The sequence below is a fragment of the Cylindrospermopsis sp. CR12 genome (assembly GCF_001432185.1).
GTDB lineage: Bacteria > Cyanobacteriota > Cyanobacteriia > Cyanobacteriales > Nostocaceae > Raphidiopsis > Raphidiopsis raciborskii.
Genome location: NZ_LMVE01000064.1, coordinates 1 through 16,403, shown reverse-complemented (window position 1 = coordinate 16,403; position 16,403 = coordinate 1). Strand labels below are relative to the sequence as shown.

Sequence of the window (16,403 nt, the reverse complement as noted above, 5' to 3'; positions counted from 1 at the left end):
AGGACAAGCAGAAGCTATTGCTATTCGGGAACGCTTAGCAAAGGAGCAGGAGCGGGAAGCTAAAGAGCAAGCAGAAGCTATCGCTACTCGGGAACGCTTAGCAAAGGAGCAGGAACGAGAAGCTAAAGAGCAAGCAGAAGCTATCGCTACTCGGGAACGCTTAGCAAAGGAGCAGGAACGAGAAGCTAAAGAGCAAGCAGAAGCTATCGCTACTCGGGAACGCCAACAAAAAGAAAAACTAGTTGCCTATCTACGTTCCCTTGGTATTGACCCAGAGAAAATATAAAATAAATTCCTATTCCTGGGTACGACCTGAAAAAGGTCTTTCTGTTACGGCCAGCTTACTCCCCCAAGAGATTCACATAATTACGTCTATCCCTGCAAAATCTTTTTCATTACGAGTAACTAGGGTTAAGGAATTCTGAAGAGCGATCGCGGCAATGATAGAGTCCATCATTGGCAGTGGTCGTCCTTTTCATAGAAAGACCCATCTTGCTTTTGTTTTGCATAGGCTCATCTCTTTCTTGATTTCAAAGTTTCTCTGAATAAATACTGGATCTAACTATTCAAATCTGCTCCAAACTTATATTAGTCAATTACAGTCTCTTTTACAAAAATCAGAGTTATTTGAACTAAATCAGAAGTCGTTAGTTCTAAATAGCGATGAAATGGGTTTGATTCTTCAGGCCAGTGAGGTAAGGTATAATCTCCTAGACCCATATCTTTAGCCAATTCTATGAGGTCATAGTAATCTGTATACCAAATATCATCATAGTCCATATCGGGAAATATCCTGGCGTTATCACCAAGATGTGTTATCACTTTTATAAGACTATCAAGAAATTTGGCTTGTTCTAAGTAAGAGTAATGTTCCTGTACAGCGGAATATAAAAGCTGTCCCAATCGGTAACTTTTCTCATAACTTTTCTTTTTATCTTGCTCCAGCTTTTCTTTTGACAATCTCTTACCTTTACCATATTCAGTTTTGGGTAAGCTATCATGCTGTATTCGTGCAGCATCTAGTTCAGGATTATGACTTTTGGAAAACTTGAAATTTGACATAGAAAAATAACTTTGTATCAAAAATTTTATGTAGAACAATACTAACTTATATAAGATTATAACCACTATAGTATTTATACTTAATTATGAACTGTTTGTGGAAAAATAAATAACATATTGATTTACTTCAAAAAATCTATAAATGCAAATCAAATATATACCACAATGGTATGCTATGGGCGATTGCGAAGCACTCCCTACGGGAGCTCGGACTCCCCCCCTAGGGAGTGCTAAACGGATTGAAGAGGAAAAGGTAAAAACAATAAGTCTTGTAAAGATTTTAGAAAAAACAGTGAATATAAGGGTATAAAAGCAAAAAGTAATTAGAGTGGTATCAATGGGAACGAGTCAAAAAAGCACCACAACAGGAATACAAATACAAGGGAACCTGCTGACACAAGATATCAGCAAAGAAATACTAGAAGCAAAAATCAAGGGACAAGCAGCACCAGAGTTCGGACTAAGCAAAAACCAAAAGCTAGAAGATGAAATAGCTATAGCATGGGGTGCAGTTAAGGCTAATTGGCTGGCATTTAAACGACAAGTGGAGAGATTAAAAACCAATGAGGTGGGAACAAAACTAACAACAGAAATGTTAGCCATACCTCTATTAAGAACTATTGGGTACGCTCCAACACCTAATCCTGTCCATGAAAATATAGATGGTGTGATATATCCTATTTCCCATAGAGCAACACCACCAGAAATAAAAGAATCAACTATTAAATATGCACCTCTTCATATTATTGGCTATGGTTTGGGTCTGGAAGACCGGGTGCAAAGGGGTAAGTCCCGTCTGTCAGCTCATGGTCTATTACAAGAATATCTCAATAAAACAGAACATTTATGGGGTATGACCACGAATGGGTTACAATGGCGTTTGTTACGTGACAGTTCTTTGCTGACAAGACTAAGCTATGTGGAATTTAATCTAGAACAAATCATAGATAGCGAAAACTTTGCTGAGTTTAGTCTGTTCTATCGTCTATTTCACTGCTCTCGTCTACCAGAAAGACCTGAAGATTCTAATGAGTGTCTGTTGGAATTTTATTACCAACAAGGTTTGGAACAGGGGGGAAGGGTAAGAGAAAGGTTGCGGGATGGGGTGGAATCAGCTATTAAAATGTTGGGGAATGGTTTTTTACAACATCCTAAAAATCATAAGTTAAGGGCTACGGTAAGGGAGGGTTCTGTATTGGAAGAATCCAGGGATTTATATAGGCAATTGTTAAGGTTAATCTATCGTCTATTGTTCCTCATGGTGGCTGAATCACGACGGTTGTTATTGATGGCGGAAGAGTCACATCAAGGAAAAATATATAATAAGTATTATAGCATTCAGCGGTTAAGAGGATTGGCGGAAATCCCTCGGTATAGAAGGGAGGGATTTATGGATATATGGGAAGGATTAAAGGTGACTTTTAGTCTGTTTGATGAAAATTGGCATGGAAAAATGTTGGGTCTTTCTCCCTTAAATGGAGATTTATTTGGCTCAGAAGGTTTGGCAGATTTGAATGGGGCGGCAATAGATAATTATGATGTGTTGATGGCTATTAAGTTCTTATCTTTATATGAGGATCAAAAACAAATTAGAAGGGTGAATTATGCAGGGTTGGATGTGGAAGAGTTGGGTAGTGTATATGAAAGTTTATTGGATTTTCAACCGGTTATAAGGGTAGAGTCAAATAAATATAGTTTTAATCTGATGTGGGGAAGTGAAAGAAAAACAACAGGGTCTTATTATACCCCACCTGATTTGGTACAGCAGTTAATAAAAATCAGTTTGGAACCGGTAATAAATGAAAAAATTAGGGAAGGGGATGATAAGGAGGCAAGTTTATTACGGTTGAAAATAGTAGATCCTGCTTGTGGTTCAGGACATTTTCTGTTGGCAGCTGCTAGAAAAATAGGTAAAGAATTGGCTAAGGTGCGGACGGGAGATTTACAACCGGGTGCGGAAGACTTAAGAACTGCTACTAGGGATGTCATACAAAATAGTATTTATGGAGTGGATTTGAATCCTTTGGCGGTGGATTTATGTAAGGTGGCTTTATGGATTGAGGGATTTTGCAGTGGGAAGCCATTGAATTTTTTGGACCATAGAATAAAGTGCGGCAATTCTCTGGTGGGGGTTTTAGATATGGAGGATTTAAATGAGGGAATACCGGAGGGTGCTTTTAAGGCGTTGACGGGGGATGATAGGAAGTTGGCTACTCAGTTTAAAAGGCGCAATAAAAGGGAGGGGGAGGAAGAGGGTGATGGAAAACTGTTAACAAGTAATCTGGCAGTTAATTTGGAAGTAAATAGGGAGGGATATAGGGAAAATGCTTTGGCAATAGGGGAGGTGACGGATTCAACGCCTGAGTCGGTAAAAGAAAAGGAAAGAAAGTATTATGAGTTAAGAGAGCAGGAGGGATGGAAAAGAGATTTTTGTGCCTGTAATTTGTGGACGGGTGCTTTTTTTATGAAGATAAGTGAGAAAACTAGGGAAATTTTACCTACTACTGGGGCAATGATGGAGGTGTGGACGGGAAATTTAAGAAATGAAAAAATGATGGAGGTGGGGAATAGGTTGGAGAAGAAGTATGGTTTTTTTCATTGGCCGTTGGAGTTTGCAGAAGTTTTTAAAAATGGTGGTTTTGACTGTGTGCTGGGCAATCCACCATGGGAAATATTACAAATAGCAGAAAAGGAGTTTTTTGAGTCAAGAAGTGTGGAAATAGCTCAAGCTCAAAATAAAGCAGCTAGGGAAAGGCTAATTAAGGAGTTACCAAAAAATAATCCTGAATTGGCAGAAGCATTTGAAAGTGCGAAACATGATGCAGAAGCCCAAAATAAGTTTATTAGAGAATCAGGAAGATTTAATTTGACGGCAGTGGGTAAAATTAATACATATTCTGTATTTGCGGAAACAACTACCCATTTGATAAATAATGATGGGATGGTGGGAATAATAGTGCCTACGGGGATTGCTACTGATGATACATGTAAAAAGTTCTTTGGGGAGTTGATAAAAAAGCAGAATTTAGCTAGTCTTTATGATTTTGAAAATAGAGAAAAATTATTTCTATCTGTTGATAGCAGAATGAAATTTTGTTTATTGGGGATAAGTAAGAAGGGAAGGAAGCGGGGGAAGTTTGGGTTTTTTTTAACGCAGGTGAAGCAAATAGAAGAGGAAAACCGAGTGTTTGAATTAGCACCGGAGGATATAAGGTTGATGAATCCTAATACGTTGACATGTCCAGTTTTTAGGACGACGAAGGATGCACAGCTAACGAAAAAGATATATGAACAGGTTCCAGTTTTAGAAAATGAGGGTGAGGGAAAAAACCCTTGGGGAATTTCTTTTATGCAAGGTTTGTTTAATATGTCTAGTGACAGTGGATTATTTAAAAATGAAGGAGGGGAGGATTTAGTACCGTTATATGAAGCGAAAATGTTTCATCAATTTGATCACCGGTGGGCTACTTATACAAGTAGTGATAAAACTCAGGATTCAACAGAAGAGAAAAAGGCGGATATATCATACAGGGTGAACCCCCGTTATTGGGTTCCTAAACAAGCTGTTGACCAAAAATTACAGGGTCGTTGGAATAAAGATTGGTTGTTAAGTTTTAGAGGTATTTGTCGCGCAACTGATGAGCGCACTGCTATTTTTAGTTTATTACCTAAAGTGGCGGTGGGAAATAACGCACCTGTAATTACCTTAAAAATAGATAAAAGTAATTTGATTTCTTGCTTATTAGGGAATCTTAACAGTTTGGTGTTTGATTTTGTAACCAGACACAAAGTAGGGGGAACTAACATGAACTTTTTCATAGTCAAACAATTACCAGTAATTCCCCCTGAAAGATATACTGAAAAAGATTTGGAATATATCACGCCCCGGGTGTTGGAGCTGGTGTACACAGCTTGGGATATGCAACCTTTTGCACTAGATCTGGGATATGGTGGGGAACCATACAAATGGAATATTCCCCGGAGGATGCGACTTAGAGCTGAGTTGGATGCTTATTATGCTAGGTTATATGGATTGACAAGGTGTGATTTGGAATATATATTAGACCCAACCTCTATATATGGTGCTGATTTTCCTAGTGAGACTTTTCGTGTATTAAAGAATAATGAACTTAAACTGTATGGAGAATATGTGACTCAGCGACTGGTGCTAGCAGCATGGGCAAATTTACCTTAAACCGTTTTTTCTACTTTTAATATTATGAATGTAAATTTACAAGAATTGTTAACAGAATCTTCTGATGATATTTTATACTTTAGCTCCCGGATTGCCAGAAAAAAGGCTTTTGTGGACTGCTCTGGTGTAGATAAGCTCCCGGAGCAGATTCTAAATTTGTTATTGTCTGAGATACCGAAAAGTTGGGTCTGGGAGGACTTGCAGGAGGTTTTTGACCTTACTACGATTTCTGAGTCTCTTCTTGAGCAAATTCAAGGTTATTTGGCTAGGGATTTGGATACTCCTGTTGCTGCTTCATCTGTAACCCAAAATTTTCTGGATATTTTTAAATTTCGTCAAGGTGTTATTGATGACTATCATTGTTATATCAAAAGTTTTTTAAAAATTAGAGATGGTCGTATAGAAAATTTTGTTAATGGGGAGTTGGAAGCTGGTAAATTATGGACTCCTCCTCTAATACAGTTAAATCCTCAGTATAGGAAAGGGGCTAGTGTTAGGGAACTGGTGGAGGATGGTCTATTACATCCTAAATGTATTGATTATTTTTCTAAAAATGGCAAGCCTTTTGTATTTCATTATCACCAAAAAAGGGCTTTTGAGTTGGCTGGTGGGGGGGAACCTTATGTGCTGACTACGGGAACTGGTTCGGGTAAAAGTATGACCTATATAGTGCCTATATTTGATGATTTACTACGTAATCCTCAAATTTCTGGGGTGCGGGCTATTTTGGTTTATCCGATGAATGCTCTAATTAATTCCCAAGAGGAGGAGTTGAAAAAATTTCTGCTGAATGTTCCTGAATCTTCTATTCGTGTTGCTAAGTATACGGGACAGGAAAATCTAAGGGTAAAGGCTGAAATTCAAGATCATCCTCCTCACATATTATTAACTAATTATGTGATGTTGGAATGGATGCTTTCTCGCACTCATGAACAAAAAATGGTGGGTTCGCGAGATTTAAAGTTTATTGTTTTGGATGAATTACATACTTATAGAGGTAGACAGGGTGCAGATGTAGCTATTTTAATCAGAAAGCTACGCCAACGGTGTGGGAAAATTGATAATACCCCAGAAGATTTAATTTGTATTGGCACTAGTGCGACTATGGCTACTGTGGGAAGTCGAGAAGATAGACAACAAACGGTTGCTGGGGTAGCTAGTAAAATTTTTGGAGTTTCTATTCCGCCTAAAAATATTATTGATGAAACTCTGGAACGCTCTATTCCCATAGAACTATACGAAGGAGAACCTCTCTCCCAGATCTTAGTTCAGGGTTTACCTCCTCCAGAAGAACAAACTCTCGAAAATTTTAAATGCCATCCCCTGAGTGCTTGGATAGAAATGACGTTTGGACTGGAAGAAAAAGAGGGTCATTTGGTAAGAAGAACTCCTATTACTCTGGAAGCAGGAGCCAAAATCTTAGCTGAGCAAGCAAGTATGGAACCGGACTATTGCCTAGACCTAATAAAGGGTATGTTCCTCTGGGGAAGTAGGGTAAAAGGTCTAGCTTTTCGGTTACACCAATTCATCTCCCAAGGGGGTAGTGTTTATGCTACTATTGAATCTGCTACCCAGCGTTTTTTGACCCTTGATGGTCAGTATTCTACTACGGAAGAACGTCTACTTTATCCTCTGGTTTTTTGTCGGGAATGTGGTCAGGAATATTATCTGGTGAATTATGATCCAAACCGCTATGTTATTTTGCCAGAGTTACCGACGGAAATAAATATGGCTACTGATGATATGGGTGGGAACTCTGAAGTTATCAGTGGTTATTTAACTCTGGATGAACCTGATTTATGGAATCCAAATACTGATGAAGAAACTTTACCAGATTCTTGGTTTACTAACTCTAAAAAAAGGGGCAAAACTATAAAAAAGGAATATAAGGATTATATTCCTCTTTCTGTTCACATACTCCCCAATGGTGAAATTGTTGATTCTGTATTAAAGGGAACTAGTGCTTGGTTTACTCCTAAACCTTTTCGTTTCTGTTTAAATTGTGGAGTTATTCATGATGGTAAAAAACGGGAGTTCTCTAAACTTTCTCCTCTGAGTAGTGAGGGACGTAGTACAGCTACAACTCTTTTATGTTTATCCACGGTTAGTCGTTTAAAACAGATATTGAGCGGGGAAAGGTCTCAAGCAGCAAAGGTCCTCAGTTTTACTGATAATCGTCAGGATGCGTCTTTACAAGCGGGACATTTTAATGATTTTGTCCAAACTAGTTTTTTAAGGGGTGCTTTGTTAAGTGCTTTACAAAAAAGGGGGGAGTTGACTCACGGTTCTTTGGTACGTGGGGTTATAGAGGAGATGAATTTGAATCAGGTGGATTATGCGAAGCAGGAGGCGCATTTTGGAGGGGACAAAAATGAAAGGGTTTTTAAAAACTTAGTCACTTATCTTCTTTATCAGGATTTACGTCGGGGATGGCGCATTGTGCAACCTAATCTGGAACAGTGTGGAATGTTGTTGATTGAATATGACAGGTTGAAGGAGGTATGTGAAACTGCTGAAGTATGGCAAAAATATCCCCACCCGGTGCTGTTGCAATCTACTGCTGAGGAAAGATTTATCGCTAGTAAGGCTTTGTTAGACCATTTAAGGAAAGAGTTGGCTATTGATGCTACGGTGATGCAACATGAAGGTCTGGAACGGTTAAGAGATGAGGTGGCTCAAACTATTAAGGAACCTTGGTGTTTTGATGAGGATGAGAGTTTGGATGAGGCTAAGTGGGCAACTATTAATACTAAGGAGAAAGCTGCTAGGGTAAAGTTGACTTCTAGTAGTAAGGTGGGTAGATTTTTACGTTCTGGTAATGCTTGGGGGTTACGTACGGAAGCTCTTTCGGAACAGGAGTATAATAGTTTGGTTACCAGTTTGGTGGGGGTGCTAAAAGAAGGGGGTTTTTTACTCCAGGATTTAAAGGGGATTCAGTTAAGAATAGATTGTTTGATATGGAGACCTGTTCACTTGATGGAGGTACCTGTGGATCCTTTAAGTACGAAAAAACTGGGGGGTGTGGTAAAGGGATCCAGTCGGGTGAATACTTTTTTTCAACAATTTTATCAAACTACAGCACGGGAAATTCGCTCGATGGAAGGAAGGGAACATACAGGACAGGTTCCTACTCAACTGCGTCAACAAAGGGAGGAAAGTTTCCGTGAGGGAAATTTGGCTAGTTTATTCTGTTCCCCTACTATGGAGCTGGGTATAGATATTTCGGATTTGACGGTAGTGCATTTACGTAATATTCCTCCTAGTCCTGCTAATTATGCGCAGCGAAGTGGGCGCGCAGGTCGCAGTGGACAGGAAGCTTTAGTCATTACTTATGCTGCTACTGGTAGTGGTCATGACCAGTATTTCTTTTTAAGACAGGAGCAAATGGTAGCGGGTTCGGTGGCTCCGCCTAAATTAGATCTGGGGAATGAGGATTTGATTAAGTCTCATGTATATTCTATTTGGTTGGCTTTTACGGGGGTGTATCTTAATGATTCTATGAATAAGATTTTGGATTTAAGTAGGGATGAGGAAAAATATCCGTTGAAGCGGGAAATAAGGGAACAGTTATGTCTAAGTGATGAGCAGTTAGAAGTTTGTTTAAGGGCAACTGAATCTATTTTGGCGGATGTATTTTGTCAGGGGGATTTAGAAAGGTCTAGTTGGTATAATGAAAACTGGGTGAGGGAAACACTGGAGAGAGCAATACAGAGTTTTGACCAACATTGTAACCGGTGGCGAGAATTATATAGTGATGCTGTTGCTCAGGAAAGGGAGTCCCGCAGACTGATAGAAAGTTGTCGTCAAGGTGATGTAAATAAAGAGGAACATGATACTGCTAGGAGGATGCAAGCGGAAGCGGAAAGACAAATAGAGTTACTTACGGGTACGGGTAGGAGTAGCAGTATCGGTAATAATCAGTTTGAGTTTTATCCCTATCGCTATTTTGCGGCGGAGGGTTTTTTACCTGGGTTTAATTTCCCTCGGTTGCCAGTGCGGGCTTTTATTAATACTTCTGGTCGTCAGTCGGGTGAGTTCCTTTCTCGATTGCGGTTGCTGGCTTTAACGGAGTTTGCTCCTAGTAATATTATTTATTATGAAGGTAGTAAATTTATGGTGGCTAAGACGAAAATACCTGCAGGGGGTATGGAGGATTCATATACCCAGGTAACAACTTGCTTTAACTGTGGTTATTTTCATAAGCAAAGGGTTCAGGTTTGTAAAAATTGTGAAACGCCTATTAGGTCTTCTAATACTAATAGCTATTTGGAGCGGGGATATATAAATCGGGTTCTATTGATGGAGACTGTATATACGCGTAAAAGACAAAAGATAACTTCTGATGAGGAAGAAAGGTTGAAACATGGTTATATTACTACGACTCATTTTGAGTATGCAGAAGGGAAGAAAAGGTCGGGGATAATTAGGACGGATAAGGAATTGTTGTTTAAGTTAACTTATGGACCGACGGCGACTATTTCTAGGATAAATAGGGGGATGAAAAGAAACCGGGGTGAAAAGGGTTTTAAGTTGGATACAAAAACGGGTGTGTGGGGAGAAAGAAAAAATGATGGGGGAGGTGGTGTAAACACTATAGATAATGAGGTGAATTTAATGGTGCAGGTGACTTGTAATATTTTACTGATTGAACCTTTAAATATTACGGATAATACTGCTTTTAATATCAGACCGGAGGAAAGAGAGTCGTTTATGGCTACTCTGCAATATACTTTGGAAACTGCAATACAAGGGGTGTATAATCTAGAACCTAATGAGTTGGAGTCTGAGAGATTGGGGGAAAGTAAGTATCTTTTGTTTTGGGAAGCTGCGGAGGGGGGTGCGGGTGTTCTCAGTCAAATTATGGATCCAGAAAATGGGTTGGGGCGATTAGCGGATGTGGGTTTGGATATTTGTCATTTTGTTAAACCGAAGGATGATTGTGTTCATGCCTGTTATGAGTGTTTACTTTCTTATACTAATCAACCAGACCATCATTTAATCAATAGACATTTAGTTAGAGGTTTGCTAGAACAGTTAAAAGAAAGCCATATAGAAATAGAACAAGAGGAGGATAGGGAGCAACTCTACCACATACTACGTGAAAAAACAGATCCCAATTCAGAATTTGAAAGAGAGGTATTAAAAGAGATTTATGAAAAAGGATATAGATTACCTATTACCCAGAAGTTTATTGAGGAGGCCGAGTGCAAGCCAGATTTTGTGTATGAAAATCCTAGGATTGCTATATTTTGCGATGGTTCGGTTCATGATACACCGGAGCAACAAAAAAGAGATAAAGTTGTCCGAGATAATTTGAGATATAGGACAAATTATATAGTCATTGAGTTGAAATACAACCAAGAATGGCAAAAAAAACTGAAAGATCTCCCGAAATACTAAGTAGGGAGGCACAATTATTTATAGGATGGGATAGGAGTAATGAAAATGATAAAACCAGGTTCTATAGTCAGTTGTCGAAATCGGGAATGGGTCGTATTACCTGACCCAGATCCAGATTTAGTTGTATTGCTTCCTTTAAGCGGAAATGAGGAAGAAATAGTCGGTATTTATAGTGAGTTAGGGTTAGAGACTTTGAACCCCGCTAGTTTTCCCCTACCAGATCCAGAAAACATTCCAGAAGATAAACTGCAAGACCTAGAGGGAGGTTGTTTATTGATGGATGCAGGACGACTTTTATTGCGTAGTGGGGCGGGTCCTTTTCGTTGTTTAGGTAGACTTGGTTTTAGTCCCCGTCCTTATCAATTGGTTCCGCTTTTAATGGCACTGCGATTAAGTACAGTTAGACTACTAATAGCTGATGATGTGGGGATTGGTAAAACACTGGAGGCGGGCTTAATTGCACGTGAGCTGTTGGACCGGGGGGAAATTGGGAGGATAGGGGTTCTGTGTCCTCCCCATTTGTGTGACCAATGGCAAAATGAGTTAATGGAGAAATTCCATATAGATGCAGTGGTTATTAGGTCGGGAACGGTAAGTAGGTTAGAGCGCAGTGTACCTGCTGGTGTGTCTATTTTTGAGCATTATAATCATATTATAGTTAGTTTAGACTATGCGAAGTCGGATAAACGTAGAGAAAGCTTTTTGGTTCATTGTCCAGATTTAGTAATAGTGGATGAGGCCCATACCTGTACGCGGTCTCAAAGTAATACGGAGCAACAAAGACATGAGTTAATTAGTGGTGTTGCTCAAAAAAGTGGTCGTCATTTAATTTTGGTGACAGCGACACCCCATAGTGGGATAGAAGAGTCCTTTTTATCATTGTTGGGTTTTCTTAATCCTGAGTTTAGGGATTTTAATTTGGATGATTTGAGCGAGAAACAAAAGGAGCAATTGGCAAATCACCTTATCCAACGACGACGGGGGGATATTAAACAGTGGTTGGGAACGGAAACTCCTTTTCCAGAGCGGGAATCTCAAGAGAGGTCTTATAAACTTTCTTTAGAATATCAAGATTTATTCAAAGATGTTTATGATTTTGCGATGAATATAGTAACAAATATTACTGATGATATGAGTTATGCCCAAAAAAAGGGCTGTTATTGGTCAGCACTAGCTTTAATTCGTTGTGTTATGTCTTCACCAGCAGCAGCTATAGCTACATTACAAAAAAGTGAACAAAGGGAAGAGGAGGAGCAGAAGGAACCGGATAACGAGATGATGAGCGCTTATGTGTATGATACCTTAGAGATGGAGCAGTCTGTGGATACAGCACCAACAATAGTTGTGGAGCAGAGGAAATATAAAGCAGCAGAGAGAAAGAAGCTGAATAGTTTTATTGAAAGAGCCAAACTTTTAGAGGGTAATAAAGACCAGAAGTTGCAAAGTTGTTTAATTTATGTGCAGCAGTTATTAGCGGAGAATTATCATCCCATAATATGGTGTCGTTATATAGCCACAGCAGAATATGTAGCAGAAAAGATAAGAGATTTATTAGAAATAAAATCCCCATTTAATAGAGTAATAGCCATAACAGGGAAACAGTCAGAAGAAGAGAGGGAAGTGAGACTAGAGGAGTTAAAGTCTTATCAAAAGAGAGTATTAGTAGCCACAGATTGTTTGAGTGAGGGAATTAATTTACAGTCTCATTTTAATGCAGTGATTCATTATGACTTACCATGGAATCCTAATCGATTAGAGCAAAGAGAAGGGAGGATAGACCGATATGGTCAAACAGCTAGAAAAGTAAAAACTTGTTTATTATATGGTAAAGATAATGAAGTGGATGGGGCGGTATTGGACGTTTTAATTAGAAAAGCGGTGGAGATTCATAAGACTTTAGGGATAACTGTACCTGTACCCATGAGTAGTACCAACGTAGCAGAAGCAGTATTTAAGTCCTTATTAAATAAAAGTCCTTTACAACTTTCATTGTTATTAGATATAACAGAAAAAGAATCAACCCAAGTGCAAGTGCATAAACAGTGGGATAAAGCAATAGAGAGAGAGAAAATTAGCCGAACTAGATTTGCCCAAAGGAGCATTAAACCCACAGAAATAGAGCAAGAAATAATAGAGACAGAAAGTGTTTTAGGTAATGGGGAGGATCTGAAAAGATTTGTAATTAGAAGTTGTGAGAGATTAAACTGTGGAGTAAGTAAGCAAAAGAATGGATGGTTATTACAATCCATACCTTCTTGGCTAGAAGAAATAATAGGAAAGAAAGGGAAATTGACCATTAGTTTTATTCCGCCAATAGAAGAGGATATAGAGTATATAACTAGAAATCATCCTTTTGTAGAGGGGATAGCTCGATACATAATGGAAACTGTCTTAAATAGTGATAAAAATGGCTTGGCTACAAGATGTAGTTTTATAATTACGAAAACTGTAAAACAGAGAACTACCTTGCTCCTAGTGAGACTAAGACATTTAATAAAAACCCAGCAAATAAATAGGATTCATGAAACATTGGGAGAAGAATGTGCAGTAATTGGATTTAGGGGGGCGCCAAACATTCCAGAATGGTTAAGTCAGCAAGAAGCACAAAGCTTAATGAGACAGAGCATTTCTGACCGCAATGCTATAAATTGCCAACAGGAAATAGAAGATTTGATTCAAAGGTTTGACTTGCTGGAGCCACATTTAGAAATGTTTGCTTTTCAATGGTCTAAGCAACTGTGGAATTCTCATCAGCGAGTGAGAAAAATTACCAAACAACCCCCTGTCAAAGTTGAGCCTCAACTCCCCATGGATCTATTAGGTGTTTATATCCTACATCCTTACTAGACTGGTTTAGTCGACATTGGATTTCATCTGGAGAGTTCCCAGATCCCACTGAGTCCCATAAGACGGTTACATCCTATAACCTGTCTTAGTTTGTTTGTCATGCGATCGCGCTTCGCACTGGGAAGTGGAATCAATGGAAGGCGATCGCCTATCTGATTTAGGTGTTCCTACATAATACCACATTTTTACCCCTTCGACCACAGAAAAACTTATCTCAACCCCCTATAAACATAATTTTTTCTTATTATTCATCTTTTATATATGAATTTAGGGATTAATGCAATTGTGTAACCATTTTAAGTTATACAACCCCACATAATTTGGTCATATTTGGTAAATTTCCTGTTGGGTGGAGAAAACCCAACAATAATGGAAATCTGGTATTTCAAAACTACTAACAGTCAAATTAGCATTCCTACCAAGTGGGATCGGTAAAAAGATGTATGGTTAATTCCTTTGTTACTGCAGGAACAGGTGTGATGCAGGCCCGGATAACTTCACCATCATCTAATTCTACAGTACAAGCATGACAAGTCCCCATTAAACAGCCAGTGGGGATGGACACTCCTGCTCTTTGTGCCACATCTAATAGAGATTCTCCTATTGTGGCTGTGACGGTAACATTATCTGGTAAAAAGCGAATATTAATCGTCATGATAAATGGGAATATGAGATCAAGGGTTTTTACAATCTGGTGGTGTCAATGTTAGTTAGAGGACTCAAATTCAAATGGCTTTCAATTTCAGCAGCTAGGGAATCTAAAATCTTTTCTCTGTGTTCTCCGTAATTGGCAACACCAGTGGGCAAAGACTTAAGACCGCGCTGTTGACGAAGACGATTTAGCCAACTGCGTCTCCAAGCTCCGTTATCAAAAATTCCGTGTAAATAAGTACCCCAAATTGATTGACAATTATCTACTAGACCTAAATTAGCATCATCAAATAGAGGATGACAGGGGGATTCATGACTGGATTTATCCGTGGGTTCTTCCACGCGAGAACGTCCTTGGTGAATTTCAAATCCCTGTATGGGTAGACCCATCTGGGGATAATTGGAAATTACCTGACGTTGACGAGCGGTTTTTTGCCCTGTAATTATGGTTTTAATTGGCAATAGGTTTAGTCCCTGATATTTACCAGGTGGACCCTCAATTCCTTCTGGATCTGCTACTACTTGACCTAACATTTGAAACCCACCACAGATACCTAAAACTGTACCTCCACTGGCCGCATATTGTTGAATTGCTTCCGCCATGCCACTTTTTTGTAGCACAATTAGATCGGCTATGGTGGTTTTTGTCCCTGGAATAATCACCGCATCAGGATATCCTAACTCCTGTTTAGGACTTATATATTTCACTGATATTGTTGGTTCCGATTCCAATGGATCAAAGTCGGTGAAATTAGCAATTCTGGGCAATCGGATAACTGCTATATTCAGATCAGATTGAAATTTAGTGGATTTGCGATCCAATAAGTCTAGGGAATCTTCTGCGGGGAATATTTCTGAAATGTATGGTATCACCCCAATTACTGGAATTCCCGTCCTTTCTTCTAACCATGTAATTCCCGGATCTAGCAGAGAACGCATTCCTCGGAACTTATTGATGATTATCCCCTTGATTAGAGCTCGTTCCTCTGGTTCTAACAATTCCAGGGTACCAACCACATGAGCAAAAGCTCCACCTCTATCAATGTCAACTACGAGAATCGTGGATGCTCCTAGATATTTGGCCACCCGCATGTTAGTTAGATCTCGATGCTTGAGATTAATTTCCGCAGGACTTCCAGCACCTTCACAAACAATCAAATCAAATTCCGAGCTTAATTGTTTCAGACACTCTTGGATCGTTTGCCAACCTATTTCAAAATACTGTTCATAATAATCCCTAGCACTAACCTTACCTACAACTTTTCCCTTAATAATGACCTGAGAAGTCATATCTCCCTGGGGCTTGAGTAAAATTGGATTCATCTCTACTGTTGGAGGTATTTTAGCTGCCCAAGCTTGTACAGCTTGAGCGTAACCTATTTCTCCACCATTGGCAGTGACATAGGCGTTTAAAGCCATATTTTGACCTTTAAAGGGAGCCACTCGCCATCCATTTTGAGAAAAGATACGACACAAAGCTGTTGTGATTAGGGATTTACCCGCGTGGGATGTTGTTCCCACCACCATAATTGATTTCATACTTCCATCCGAAATTTAGATTGACGGTAGACGCAACCAACGAGTTATAGCATCCTGCAGGCGATCGCCCCATGAAGCTCTAGTCCAGGGTTGGTGGGCAAATTTTTCCACCAATTGATGACCAAGGGGTGTGAGACGAAATCGATCGGTGATTCCCTGTCCATCAACTTCTCGACGTAATACCCCGACTTCAATCAACCAACCTAAAGCATTATCACATCTTAACCCTGAGAGACTAACTTGGGTATAACCCTGTTGGACACCATTTACTGTGGCGATCGCTCCTTGGGGAATACTTTGACTTTGCATGTCTCGAAAGAGTTTGAGGCGAAAGGGTGAACAGATGAGGGCTCGCTCTGCTCTAGATAGTGTTTTTCGAGTATACACAAAAGATTTAGGATTTGGCGAATTTACCATATTCATAAGTTTACATATTTAGAGTTGAGTTATAGTATCATGTAAGTCCTACAACAGATGCAATTTCAGCTATTATTTATTTTCATTTGGTGGGGTTGACTATTGACCTTTGGATGTGATACCCTAACAATGGAAGTCTTTGCACTTTTCCACAGATGCTCACACTCCATTATACTTAACCCTCATATTGCCACATTTTTATCCCCTCGACCATAAAAAAAGTTATCTCATCCCCCTAATTTTTTTTATCCCTATATAAATAAATGTAGATAGATAAATTTGATTATGCACT

The 16,403-nt window shown here is 39.2% G+C and carries 9 protein-coding genes; 5 read left to right on the top strand and 4 right to left on the bottom strand.

The genetic code is table 11. The annotated features are described in order from the left end of the window. A partial coding sequence (locus ASL19_RS08280) for a hypothetical protein (RefSeq protein WP_369814504.1) occupies nucleotides 1–286 on the top strand: 286 nt, incomplete at its 5' end. A 302-nt stretch (nucleotides 287–588) separates the two neighbouring features. Here the strand turns inward: ASL19_RS08280 and ASL19_RS08275 are convergent. Continuing rightward, nucleotides 589–1,062, bottom strand: coding sequence for a hypothetical protein (locus ASL19_RS08275; protein ID WP_057177972.1), 474 nt, complete (start codon nucleotides 1,060–1,062; stop codon nucleotides 589–591). Between the two features lie 142 nt (nucleotides 1,063–1,204). Between ASL19_RS08275 and ASL19_RS17845 the strand changes: the two genes are divergently transcribed. The 4 genes from ASL19_RS17845 to ASL19_RS08260 are packed head-to-tail and all read left to right on the top strand — an operon-like array spanning nucleotide 1,205 to nucleotide 13,504. Further along, nucleotides 1,205–1,372 (top strand): hypothetical protein, encoded by a 168-nt coding sequence (locus ASL19_RS17845; protein ID WP_161808588.1) that lies wholly within the window; start codon nucleotides 1,205–1,207, stop codon nucleotides 1,370–1,372. A 27-nt stretch (nucleotides 1,373–1,399) separates the two neighbouring features. Further along, nucleotides 1,400–5,257 (top strand): N-6 DNA methylase, encoded by a 3,858-nt coding sequence (locus ASL19_RS08270; RefSeq protein WP_200959823.1) that lies wholly within the window; start codon nucleotides 1,400–1,402, stop codon nucleotides 5,255–5,257. A gap of 24 nt (nucleotides 5,258–5,281) precedes the next feature. Then, nucleotides 5,282–10,657: a DEAD/DEAH box helicase gene (locus ASL19_RS08265; RefSeq protein WP_057177971.1), complete on the top strand. Its 5,376-nt coding sequence runs from the start codon at nucleotides 5,282–5,284 to the stop codon at nucleotides 10,655–10,657. A 45-nt stretch (nucleotides 10,658–10,702) separates the two neighbouring features. Continuing rightward, complete coding sequence (locus ASL19_RS08260) at nucleotides 10,703–13,504, top strand: helicase-related protein (protein ID WP_235528957.1); 2,802 nt, start codon at nucleotides 10,703–10,705, stop codon at nucleotides 13,502–13,504. A 415-nt stretch (nucleotides 13,505–13,919) separates the two neighbouring features. On the opposite strand, the gene ASL19_RS08255 is transcribed toward ASL19_RS08260, so the two are convergent. Genes ASL19_RS08255 through ASL19_RS08245 form a run of 3 tightly spaced genes read right to left on the bottom strand, consistent with a single transcriptional unit; the run spans nucleotide 13,920 to nucleotide 16,117 of the window. Next, nucleotides 13,920–14,159 carry a 2Fe-2S iron-sulfur cluster binding domain-containing protein gene (locus ASL19_RS08255; RefSeq protein WP_006277162.1) on the bottom strand — a complete coding sequence of 80 codons (240 nt, stop codon included), beginning with the start codon at nucleotides 14,157–14,159 and terminating at the stop codon, nucleotides 13,920–13,922. Nucleotides 14,160–14,188: 29 nt separating this feature from the next. After that, nucleotides 14,189–15,694, bottom strand: a complete 1,506-nt coding sequence (gene cobQ, locus ASL19_RS08250) for a cobyric acid synthase CobQ (protein WP_057177969.1) — start codon at nucleotides 15,692–15,694, stop codon at nucleotides 14,189–14,191. A gap of 15 nt (nucleotides 15,695–15,709) precedes the next feature. Next, nucleotides 15,710–16,117 (bottom strand): Npun_F0494 family protein, encoded by a 408-nt coding sequence (locus tag ASL19_RS08245; RefSeq protein WP_006277160.1) that lies wholly within the window; start codon nucleotides 16,115–16,117, stop codon nucleotides 15,710–15,712. Between the last annotated feature and the right edge of the window lie 286 nt (nucleotides 16,118–16,403).

Bases quoted from the DNA above. Each gene is read 5' to 3' on its own strand.
- ASL19_RS08275 (WP_057177972.1), bottom strand. From the start codon at position 1,062: ATGTCAAATTTCAAGTTTTCCAAAAGTCATAATCCTGAACTAGATGCT.
- ASL19_RS17845 (WP_161808588.1), top strand. From the start codon at position 1,205: ATGCAAATCAAATATATACCACAATGGTATGCTATGGGCGATTGCGAA.
- ASL19_RS08270 (WP_200959823.1), top strand. From the start codon at position 1,400: ATGGGAACGAGTCAAAAAAGCACCACAACAGGAATACAAATACAAGGG.
- ASL19_RS08265 (WP_057177971.1), top strand. From the start codon at position 5,282: ATGAATGTAAATTTACAAGAATTGTTAACAGAATCTTCTGATGATATT.
- ASL19_RS08260 (WP_235528957.1), top strand. From the start codon at position 10,703: ATGATAAAACCAGGTTCTATAGTCAGTTGTCGAAATCGGGAATGGGTC.
- ASL19_RS08255 (WP_006277162.1), bottom strand. From the start codon at position 14,159: ATGACGATTAATATTCGCTTTTTACCAGATAATGTTACCGTCACAGCC.
- cobQ (WP_057177969.1), bottom strand. From the start codon at position 15,694: ATGAAATCAATTATGGTGGTGGGAACAACATCCCACGCGGGTAAATCC.
- ASL19_RS08245 (WP_006277160.1), bottom strand. From the start codon at position 16,117: ATGAATATGGTAAATTCGCCAAATCCTAAATCTTTTGTGTATACTCGA.